Consider the following 11,384-nt stretch of genomic DNA (forward strand, 5'->3'; position numbering starts at 1 on the left):
AATTTCAATATTCCAATGAACTTTTAATCTCTTTTCAAAACAAAACAAATCGTGTCTCTATAGTCACTCATTGTTTTAGCGGGTGCAAATATACAACCACCTTTTCCATTCTACCAAATCAAATTCACCTTTTTTTCAATCTTTTTTTTGAACGAAAAATAAGCGCTTGAATACTACCTATTTATCGCCAAAAAAAAATGTGTTAGGGATTGAAGCGACATCCTCTCCAGCGCAAAGGCGCGGGAGAGATACAGCAGAAAGCCCGCCGCAAAACTGCCCAAGGCAGGAAGCGGAACACCCAAAAAAAAGAGCGAACTGCCAAGATACATAAAACAAAGACAACTCACAAGACTGAACCTGAACTAGTTATTAACAGTGCGCTTATTCCAGTGTTGCGTGAGTTCTAAATAATCAATAGGATATGCAGGTTTTTGGCGTTCCAAAATCTCTGCTTGAAAAGAACGTTCCAAAATATCCTCTATAAGATAGTCTTCTTTGTTAGAGAACGGTTGGTATTCTTCCTTAATAGAGATATCGAACATATTGGCGGTTGTGTTATACCAAAATGCTCGCCAGCCCGTACGTAGTTCCTTTACCAGATCGAAGGCGGTTCGCCCTGTTTGCCGGTGAATTAGTTTCACCAGGATCTGTCCTTCGGTTCGGGTTAACTTTTTTAATTCTTCTGAAAATTCTTCTTCTATATATTTTTGGATACGTTTCGTATATACTTTACGATCGCGTTTTCGATCCAGGGTCTTTAGGCGTTCGGTCATGGTCGTAAGCCGTTCTGCTGCCATTTTTGCAAAGGGATATACCTTACGTGTCTTCCGCCGCAAGATGAGATAGCGTCTTCGATCTTCCTTCGAGTCGAACTCCAATTTGCGAAGCAGGATCACTTCTTCGAGATCGATGAATTCGCGAGGAATGGTATCCCCTTCAATAATATAATAAAATGTTTCACTGGTATCGTACTTCTGTTCGGCATATCGCTCTTCGGTTTGGGCATGCGACAGGGTGCCAATCAAAAAACAGATACCAAAAATATAGGGCAATAGTTTCATAAATGTCTTTAGCGTCTCTTATACTAAAATCGTTCCAAAATTAAACAAATTGCATCCCATACTTTAGTTTTAATTCTTAATTTTGAGGCTCACTTTAAATTTATTCCATGGCGAAGTCAATCTTAACAAAAAAATCGTTCACATTTTTGGAGAAATATCTTAACAATGCGTCCCCTACGGGGTATGAATGGGACGGACAAAAACTGTGGATGGATTATTTGAAGCCGTATGTGGATGAATTCATTACCGATACCTACGGAACTGCGGTGGCCGTGATCAATCCGAAGGCCACCTATAAGGTCGTGATCGAAGGGCATGCCGACGAGATCTCTTGGTATGTGAACTATATAAGTGATAACGGATTGCTATACGTAATTCGCAACGGCGGAAGCGATCATCAAATTGCTCCTTCTAAGATTGTCAATATTCACACCAAAGAGGGCATTAAGAAAGGTGTCTTTGGTTGGCCTGCTATCCATACGCGGAACAAAGCCAAAGAAGAAGCTCCGAAACCTGAGAACATATTTATTGATGTTGGTGCCAAAGATAAAGAAGAAGTGGAAAGCATGGGTATTCATGTGGGGTGCGTCATCACCTACCCCGATACCTTCCATATCCTGAACAACAACAAGTTTGTATGCCGCGCTTTGGACAACCGTATGGGAGGCTTTATGATAGCCGAAGTGGCTCGCCTTTTGCACGAAAACAAGAAAAAGTTACCTTTTGGTCTTTATATTACTAATTCAGTTCAAGAAGAAATAGGACTACGCGGTGCTCAAATGATCGCAGAACGTATTCAGCCCAATGTGGCCATTGTCACCGACGTGACACACGATACAACGACTCCCATGATCGAAAAGAAGAAGCAAGGCCATGCCGAAATTGGAGCCGGCCCTGTGATTGCCTATGCTCCTGCAGTACAGCAAAAACTGCGTGATCTTATTGTCGATACCGCCGAAAAGAAAAAGATACCCTTTCAGCGTGCAGCGTTGTCACGTGCCACAGGCACCGATACCGATGCTTTTGCATATAGCCACACCGGTGTTGCGAGTGCCTTGATATCACTACCATTGCGATATATGCACACGACCGTCGAAATGGTACATCAAGAAGATGTAGAGAATGTGATAAAACTTATATATGAATCTTTACAGCGGATTAAAAAGGACGAGACTTTTAGCTACTTCGACTAATACTTTCTGAAAGATTTGTTATTTCCTTAAGAAAATTTAGGAAGAAGGAAATGTATTTTTAGCCTATGGTCATTAAAGCACCCCAGGTTAAGAAGATTTTGAAGGATCCTAAAGAAGCAGCACAAGTTGCCAATTTGATCTATATCACCGAGAACAAACTCACCATTCAACGGCATCGTCATGGCCGGGGATTCTACTATACCTTTAAGGGTGATAAAGTATCGGACAAAAAGTCCTTGCAGCGATTTAAAGAATTGGTCATCCCTCCGGCTTGGGAGGACGTGCGCATCACGCATTTGCAAAACGGACATCTGCAAGTGGTTGGCAGAGATGAAAAGAATCGAAAGCAATATCGATACCATCCGCATTGGTCGCAGCTTCGCAACAAGACCAAATTTTTCAAGATGGCGGCCTTCGGAAACATACTACCTGCCGTTAGAGCCCAAGTAAGCCGTGACCTGAAACTTCCTAAAATGAGCAAACGTAAATGTCTTGCCTTGGTCTTGCGATTGATGGAAGAAACACACATACGCATAGGGAACGATTATTACGCCCAACGCAACAAGACGTATGGACTATCCACCCTTCGTACAAAGCACCTCAACATCGATAGAAATCAATTCAAATTCAATTTTACAGGAAAAAAAGGGAAAAAGCACTCTGTGACAGTACGAAATAAAAAACTTCGCAAACTAATCATGCAATGCCAAGATATTCCGGGTTGGGAGCTTTTTCAATACTATGACGAAGATGGCAAACACCACAGTATCGACAGCGGAATGGTAAATGATTACATTAGAGAACTGAGTGGTGATTTCTTTTCGGCGAAAGATTTTAGAACATGGTCCGCAAGTAAGATATTCTTTGAAACCTTACATAATGAGGGTCTTTCTGAAACTGCCAAAGAGCGTAAAAGTGTTATCTTGAAGGCCTACGACGCTGCTGCCGAAGGTCTAGGGAATACAAGAACCGTATGCAAGAAATATTATGTGCATCCCATGCTTCCGGAATCCTACGAATCCGGTGCTATTAAAAAGTATTTTCGTATCTTAGACGAATCCTCAAACACTGACCCACATCTTTCATTGACCGAAACTACTTTGTTACAGTTGTTTAGTGAATATAGAGTCGTTTTAGACTAACATCACCCCAATATTTAATCCTTTGGTAACCTAGAATTAAACATACAATTCAAGGACCGGCCTATTTTTGCGTCTTAAAAAAAACATAATGAGAAAATTATTACTATCCATTAGCGTCCTATCTCTCTTACTTTCCTGTGATGTAGATCCTGTAGAAGATGTGACTGCTTCAGATCTCACAACGCACATTACACAGCGCGAAATACCAACTTATAAAGGAGTCTTCACGACCATGAATTCTGAGTATAGGGCTACCGTACATATTTTATTTCCTAATGAGGACAGTTTTTCCGCCAATACAATAGCTTCAAATTATCCAAGGGCTATCTTTAAACTTCACAACGGAGAAATTTACACAGCCTATGCTTCAGAAAGGGTCGAACCCAACACAACTGTTAAAAATCTGGAGTTTAGCTCGAACGACCTTAGGTTTACGTTCTCTGTCGAAGCAGATGGCAGTGAACCTACCGTTAGCAATGTTGTTTTTAAGAATATGGAAAGTTCGGTACTTGTGGCTAAACATACCCGACAAGCTCCGGTGACACCTATAACGGGAACGTATAACTGCATCAATTGTAATGGCCACCCAAATCTTGACGCCGGCAGGGTACAAACCTTCAACATGATGTTCACCACTGCTGACGGAGAAAGTGCTGTGACCACCCAATCACTTTTGGGAACAACACAATACAATGGAATCGGGTATCAAGATAACTGTGTAGCTACAGGTAATTTTACCAATTGCGAAATTAATAGCGGGGACGGAAGCACCACAACCGTTGGCTATCTGGCCAATGGAAATCCGGTGTACTGGTCGGGCACCCATAATTTTAACAATGAAGCTCCCGGAGCCAACGATTGTTCCGGAGCATGGGGTACCTGGAGCTGGCAGTCCAACAGTTACGGCGTCCTTACGGGGCAGTTTGAAAGTGATCCGCTCGTAGACTGTTATACCGAACTCCTTTTTGAAGATTTTGAGGATGCTACCGTATTGTATACTACAAGTGTTCCGGAATTTACCGATAATGGCACCGACTATTTTATACGAACCAATGGTTCTAATATTGGTGGCAGTGTTTCATTTAGTAACATTCAAGGATCCTCCTTCTTTGCAGCCCAAGATCTGGATGGTGACGGCGCAGCACCCTTACAGTATGTTACTTTTGAAAATATTATGATTTCCGCCTATTCCTCGATTCAGGTGTCCACATACTTCGCAGAAGATGATGACGGAAGTAATGAGGACTGGGATGCCGCAAACGACTATGTAAAAATAGAATATTCGTACGATGGGACCACATGGACCCCTGTTTTCGCAATAGAGAATGACGGTACAACTTTTAATACGGCACCTCAAATTGATACCGATTTGGACGGTATTGGCGACGGTACTGAGATTACAGATACTTTTATTAAGTACAGAGCCGGTTTTATGAATAATGGTGTTACAAATCCTACCGCCTCATCTACTGTTTCGGTGCGATTCGCAATCTATCTGGATTCAGGTGATGAGGATATTGCTATCGATAACGTTTTGATTGAAGGCCAATAAGACCTCCGTAAAAAAATAGTGAAAAGGCTGCCAAACGGCAGCCTTTTTTTATCTTAGCTGTTAAACTCCCAACCCCGTGCTATTCAATTCATTTGATTTTGGATTCTTTCTGGTTATTGTTTACGCACTCTATTGGAGTATAGGAACACACCGAAGGAAAGCACAAAATACGTTACTCCTTATTGGTAGTTATGTTTTCTACGGGCTCTGGGACTGGCGGTTTCTCTTCTTATTATTAGGAAGTTCATTTATCGATTTCTTCGCAGGACAATTGCTGCAACGCAGTACGCAAGCACCATACAGAAAATTAATTTTATGGAGTAGTCTCCTTTGGAATCTGGGGGTTCTGGTTATTTTTAAATATTTCAATTTCTTTACGGAAGGGTTTACTCAACTGTTCTCCATTTCTGAAGGGAGCTACGGTTTTTGGAATGTAGTAATTCCTATCGGACTTAGTTTTTACACTTTCCAGACCATGACCTACACCATAGATGTGTACCGAAAACGAATTGCACCGACAAAAAACATACTCAATTTTCTATGTTTTGTGAGCTTCTTCCCTCAATTGGTCGCCGGTCCCATTGAACGCGCAAGTCACCTCCTCCCTCAATTTGAGAATAACCGAACCTTCGATCTTAAAGTGACCAAAGAAGGACTGCGACAAATCTTGTGGGGCTTATTTAAAAAGATCCTAGTAGCCGATAAACTGGGATTGGCTGTGACCATGGTGTTTAGTGCTCCCGATGAATATGGATGGTTCATGCTGATTTTCGCAGCCGTACTGTTCTGTTTCCAGGTCTATTGTGATTTTTCAGGATATACAGATATCGCTATTGGTACCGCAAAACTCTTCGGGTTCTCGCTTAGCAAGAACTTCAATCTGCCCTATTTGGCCAAGAGTATGACCGAGTTCTGGCAGCGCTGGCACATCACACTTACACAATGGTTTACAGACTATGTCTACCTCCCGTTTGTTCGATCGGCCAAACGTGTGACTATTTCGCTACGAACGACAGGTATGCTTCTTACCATGTTTCTAGTGGGACTTTGGCATGGTGCCAATTGGACCTTTATAGCTTTCGGAATCTTTAATGGTGTTATTTTGGCGCTGGAACGAATTCCTTTCTTTCCGAATAGGGGAACGCTTCGGAAGCGGCTACAAGCTGCTCCTTGGCTTTTTTCATTGGGATATGTGTTTGTGATGTTCACCATCTCGTCCGTTTTTTTCAGGTCGGATTCCATTTCCGAAGCATGGTTTATCCTGCAACGCATTTTTAGCTTCACTCAAGATACTCGAATTACAAGTCTTATTGGAGTTAAGTTGTTGTACTTGGTTTTTTTATTGATTGCCGAAATGCTTACCCGAACAAAGGATTTTCCTTTACAACAGTTGGAATTTAAACTGAAGAAACCACTGCGGTGGGCAATGTATTATGTGGCGATCGTTCTATTGATACGTTATGCCGAACCTAAGGAAGCCTTTATCTATTTTCAGTTTTGATGCCAAGATCGTTTGTTAAATATCTGCTCATTTTCTTTGTCCCCGTACTTATAGGGTATGCAGTCATGGAATATCTTACATTGGGATTGCCTTCAGGCTATAAAAAGAACAGTGAATTACTTCGGGAAAAAGCGTCGCAGCTGGAAGTACTTGTCTTGGGTTCCTCTCAAATGAAGGATGCCGTAAACGCCGCTCAGCTCGAACCGCTTACAATCAATCTGGCTTCGGGAGACCAACACCACAACACCGATTTAAAGATACTGAAGGCGTTGGTACCAAGACTTCCTAAACTAAAAACGGTTGTTCTGGAGGTTTCCTATAGTCATTTTGAACTGCCTCACAACAGTTCGAATTTTTGGAAAAATGCCGTGTATCTCAAGTACTATGATGTTAATTGTTTTGAACGCACCACCTACTTCAAGGACCGACTGATCTACCTCTCCTTTCCTGCCTTTTATTCTGAAAAGATTTGGGATCAGTACATAAGCAAGAACGATCCTGCCGGCTATAATTCATTTGGTTTTGATACGCTCAATTATTCAGGGGTATTCAAGAATCGGAACTATGACGAATCGAAGATCGCGCCGCTCCGTTTCAAGATCAATACCCAACCCGACCCTGCCGTCTTTAAGCATAATTCCGCCTATTTCTTTGAAATGCTCGATTATTTGAAAGAGCAGGATCTACAAGTAGTAATCTCTCATATCCCAATGTACAAGTCCTATTTGCCCAAACGTCATCCCGGGATACTTCACAGGCGAGACAGTATCATGCAGGTGGTTTTAGATCGCTATTCCAACGTGGTGCTCTTAGACAAAGAAGAAGATACGCTTCAATTCTCTGTAACCGATTATTGGAATCAAAGCCATCTGAATCCTAAGGGGGCTGCAACTTTCACCAAAATGCTTCAGCAACAGTTGAATGAATTGCGTTAAGACCTTTTCAGTTTGGCAAAGTATATTCTTGCCTCTTTCACCACTCGTGGTGCTAACAGGATCGTGGCTGTCATCGTGGGGATTGCCATAAGCGCGAAGAAGGTGTCGATCAAGTTGATCATGAGGCTTAGCGATGTGGTAGCTCCCATTAGAATACTTGCGATGTACAAATAATTGTATAAGTTCTTGTATTTCGCGCCAAATAAAAAGGACATGCATTTCGTTCCGTAGTAAGAATAAGAGAATAATGATGAAATACTAAACACGGCAATACACAAAAGAAGTGCGTATTTTCCGTATACTGGTATGGCTTCCATAAAGGCATTGGCCGTTAAACTAACACCATTCGCTTCCGTAGATTGCCACACGCCCGTCACCAAGATTGCTAATGCCGTAAGCGTACATATAATAAGGGTATCGATGGCAGGTCCCAACATGGCAACCAGCCCCTCCCGAATAGGTTCGTTGGTCTTAGCCGCACCATGAGCCATGGGTGCAGTTCCTATACCTGCTTCGTTTGAAAAAGCTCCGCGTCGAATCCCTAAAACGATGAGGGCTCCCACGATGCCTCCCAGAAAAGTATCTCCTTCATAAAACGATGCTGAAAAAGCATCGGTAAAGATTAAGGCTAAGTATTCTGGGACCACATCTATATGGACCCCCAGAATAAACAATACAAGTACAAAATAAAGTATGACCATTGCCGGAACCATGCGCGATGCTGTCTTGCTTATACGAGAAAGTCCGCCGAGGATTACAACAGCTGTCAGCATTGCCAAGACCACACCCACTAGTATATTACTGTTAAAACCAGCGTAAAGTCCTACGGGCTTTAAGAGGATATCGTTGATCGCCTGTGTAAGCTGATTGACATTAAACACGGGCAATGCACCTACAAGACCTGCAATACTGAAAAATACGGCCAACGGTTTCCATTTTTTACCTAAACCTTCCACAATAAAATACATGGGTCCTCCTTGTATTTCCCCATGGCTATCCTTACCGCGGAAAAGAACTGCCAAAGTTGCGGTAAAGAACTTTGTAGACATGCCAATCACTGCACTTACCCACATCCAGAAGACAGCTCCCGGACCTCCTATGGCGATCGCCACAGCTACACCGGCTATATTTCCCATGCCAACCGTAGCAGATAGCGCAGTAGTAAGTGCTTGGAAATGGCTTATTTCACCAGCATCACTTTCATTATCGTAACGCCCGCGTAATACGGCAATAGCATGCCCCAAATAGCGAAAAGGCAGAAAGCGAATCTTAACTATTAGATACAGTCCGCCGCCTATCAACAGAAAAAGAAGTCCCTCCCAAGCGTAGTGGGACGTAGAAGCAAAGATTTTATCTAAAAGTTCCAGTGTTCGTACGGTATTAGCAAACTAAAATAGAACTTAAATTTTTAAATTCCGCAGATATGTTTTTATTTGTATTGCCAATGAAACGACTGCTAACCACATTAACCATCCTATTCTCGGGCTTCTTGTGTGCTCAAGAAGCGACTTCTTGGAAAAAGGGCTCGGCCTTATTCATGCCGGAACTGCTATTGGGAAAGACCGCAGAATCCAATGATGGATTTCCGGAAAGAGATCTACAAAAACAAGTCATTATTAATATAGGGAGGGACCATAGTTTTAATCCGCAAGAATGGGCACAGCGACTTAAAGGCACTCGAACCGGTATTGGGTTTGGTTTTACCGATTTTGGAAATATAGACAGTTTAGGAATTGCCTTAACTGTCATTCCTTACATCGAATTTCCCGTCTTTGGCAGTAAACGCTTTACTACACTCGTTGGGATGGGCGGATCTTATTTCACTGAAAAGTATGACCCCGTCGAAAACCCAAACAACAATGCCGTGACTACCGATCTAACTTGGGCATACCGCACCTATCTCTATTACCGTTTTATATCTTCCAAGCGTGTTGACTGGCGTGTAGGACTTGGGTATTCTCATCATTCTAACGGGCATACCCGGCTGCTAAATCAAGGCTATAATTCTTTTTTGGTAAGTGTTTCGGCTGCACTCCTAAATCCGCTGCATCGTGCACCTGAACAAATTGATACCATCCCTCCCGCCTACGATCGAAGCATCCACAGCTATATCGATTTACGAACCGGCATCGGACAAAATGTATTTGCATTGGCATTTAATGATAAAAAGGAAGTCTATGCTGCCAGTGCAGAATACGGTCATGTATTCAATAATACCTTCCGGTTAGGGATTGGGGTGTACTACCGCTTCTATGAACATTATTATGACTACATCCAAGGAAATGAGTCCTTGGTTCAGGAAGGCAGAGAATTTGAATCGTACAAGGAGGCACCTGTTTGGAATTCGAGTGCTATTGGAGCGTTCGTTCATGGAGAATTCTTATTAAACCATATAGGATTGGACCTTCAATTAGGGTATAATTTCCACAAACCCGCTTATAGGATCGAATGGCGCATTAATGAAGGATGGGACAATACGCCCAGAGATATTCCCGAGTTTTGGGAGTTAGGTGAATTTGGTTCCAAGTTCAAATTAAAGCACCGTATCTCTTCCCGCTTAGGATTAAAATACTACTTTATTGGAACTTCGGAGGCCCCTAAACATAATATATATGTTGGTGCGCATATCAATTCGAATTTGGGTCAGGCAGACTATACTGAATTGGCGATTGGGTACGTGTATAGCTTCCGATTCAAGAATCGCAATTAAAAAACCCCTTCACAGGTGGAAGGGGTTTTTACTAACTAAAATGAGAACGTTTTATTTAGCTAAAATCAATCTATGGGTTGACGAAGCCTTTTCAGAAACAACGGTAATAATATATACACCATTTGCCATTCCATTAAAACTTACATCGTTTGCACCTGTTACTGAAGAGAAACGTTTTACAATTTTTCCTGAGCCAAGTTCAATAATCGTCACTTGAATCTCCGATCCAAATTGAACAGGAATTGCGATCGTTGCCGTTCCTTGTGAAGGGTTCGGATAAATGACAATGCCACTTCCACTGTCAACGATGTCGTCGATAGACAATAAGATATCCTGTGCTTCGAAAGCACCAATATCACGTCGTCCTTGAAAAACGGTCTGCCCAATTTGATCATCGAACAAATCAGCAGGGTCCCCGGCATTGTACGCCACAGAGCCAACTAAAAGCTCATGTGTTTCGGTGGTCCCACCGTTATTTTGCAGTGGTCCCAGCATAGGATCTGCGCCTTCAATATCGTTGGCTTGTTCAGGAAATGCTCCTGCGTCATCGTTCCCAATAAGATTATAATCATTCGAAACAAACGTTCCGTTTACATCTACTCCGGAAGAAGCTGTATTTGTAGCCACCAGTGTATTTTTCAGTGAAGTAGTCGTTGTACTTTCTATTCCACCACCGGTTCCGGAAGAAACATTGTTTGCTACCGTCACTGCATTTAAGTCGAAACTTGCACCATTATTTTGAATACCTGCCCCGGATACCGATGCTGTATTTCCTGAAACGGTACTTGTCATGACAGTTACTATACCGCCTCCGTTATTATAGATACCACCACCTTCGGGGGCATCATTGGTATCGATCGTTGAATCCACAATGTTCATGGTTGTTCCGTTCTGGTTCCACAATCCTCCACCTTCGTTAGCGGCAAAATTACCTGTGATGGTACTCGTAAGGATATCTATGGTGCTGCTCGTTCCAGTTACATGAAGTCCACCTCCATTACCCGGATTGGGTGTTCCCGCAGCACTATTAACATCGTTACGCGTCATTATGGATGATTCAAACGTAAGCGTTCCATCGATGATCTCAATGGCGCCACCGGCTCTGTTCGCAGCATTCGTCTCAAAATTCGAGTCGGTTACGGTAACATCCCCTGCAACGCTAAGGAGTCCTCCACCGGATCCTGACGTCCCGGAAGCTATGTTATTAATAATGGTTGTGCCATTAAGAATATCCAATGTACCTCCATTATTAAAGACACCACCACCACCGGTATCCGGATCAGCTCCTTG

At 42.6% G+C, this 11,384-nt stretch carries 9 protein-coding genes; 6 read left to right on the forward strand and 3 right to left on the reverse strand.

The genetic code is table 11. From position 1 onward, the window contains the following. Nucleotides 1-362 precede the first annotated feature (362 nt). A complete protein-coding gene (locus AACZ11_RS12550) occupies nucleotides 363-1,061 on the reverse strand; it encodes a DUF4294 domain-containing protein (RefSeq protein ID WP_290624843.1) in 699 nt (232 codons plus the stop codon). 107 nt (nucleotides 1,062-1,168) lie between these two features. Here AACZ11_RS12550 and AACZ11_RS12555 point away from each other — a divergent pair, with 107 nt between their 5' ends. The 5 genes from AACZ11_RS12555 to AACZ11_RS12575 all read left to right on the forward strand — a co-directional run bounded on the left by AACZ11_RS12555 (nucleotide 1,169) and on the right by AACZ11_RS12575 (nucleotide 7,384). Further along, entirely contained in the window at nucleotides 1,169-2,254 is a 1,086-nt protein-coding gene (locus AACZ11_RS12555; protein ID WP_290624842.1) for a M42 family metallopeptidase, read from the forward strand. Nucleotides 2,255-2,319: 65 nt separating this feature from the next. Then, entirely contained in the window at nucleotides 2,320-3,396 is a 1,077-nt protein-coding gene (locus AACZ11_RS12560; RefSeq protein ID WP_290624841.1) for a DNA topoisomerase IB, read from the forward strand. Between the two features lie 88 nt (nucleotides 3,397-3,484). After that, nucleotides 3,485-4,948 (forward strand): hypothetical protein, encoded by a 1,464-nt coding sequence (locus tag AACZ11_RS12565; RefSeq protein ID WP_290624840.1) that lies wholly within the window; start codon nucleotides 3,485-3,487, stop codon nucleotides 4,946-4,948. Nucleotides 4,949-5,024: 76 nt separating this feature from the next. Next, nucleotides 5,025-6,449, forward strand: a complete 1,425-nt coding sequence (locus AACZ11_RS12570) for an MBOAT family O-acyltransferase (RefSeq protein WP_290624839.1) — start codon at nucleotides 5,025-5,027, stop codon at nucleotides 6,447-6,449. Beyond that, nucleotides 6,449-7,384 (forward strand): hypothetical protein, encoded by a 936-nt coding sequence (locus AACZ11_RS12575; protein ID WP_290624838.1) that lies wholly within the window; start codon nucleotides 6,449-6,451, stop codon nucleotides 7,382-7,384. Before AACZ11_RS12570 ends, AACZ11_RS12575 begins: the two co-directional genes overlap by 1 nt. Here the strand turns inward: AACZ11_RS12575 and AACZ11_RS12580 are convergent. Continuing rightward, the gene (locus AACZ11_RS12580; protein ID WP_290624844.1) at nucleotides 7,381-8,751 is read right to left on the reverse strand and encodes an alanine/glycine:cation symporter family protein; all 1,371 of its coding nucleotides are present in this window, start codon (nucleotides 8,749-8,751) and stop codon (nucleotides 7,381-7,383) included. The genes AACZ11_RS12575 and AACZ11_RS12580 overlap by 4 nt on opposite strands. Before the next feature lie 56 nt (nucleotides 8,752-8,807). On the opposite strand from AACZ11_RS12580, the gene AACZ11_RS12585 reads away from it, so the two are divergent. Further along, complete coding sequence (locus AACZ11_RS12585; RefSeq protein WP_290624837.1) at nucleotides 8,808-10,094, forward strand: acyloxyacyl hydrolase; 1,287 nt, start codon at nucleotides 8,808-8,810, stop codon at nucleotides 10,092-10,094. Nucleotides 10,095-10,145: 51 nt separating this feature from the next. Here AACZ11_RS12585 and AACZ11_RS12590 read toward each other — a convergent pair. Continuing rightward, nucleotides 10,146-11,384 (reverse strand): choice-of-anchor Q domain-containing protein (locus tag AACZ11_RS12590; protein ID WP_290624836.1); only part of this gene is annotated, 1,239 nt, incomplete at its 5' end.

This window comes from uncultured Altibacter sp. (genome assembly GCF_963972995.1).
Taxonomy (GTDB): Bacteria; Bacteroidota; Bacteroidia; order Flavobacteriales; family Flavobacteriaceae; genus Altibacter.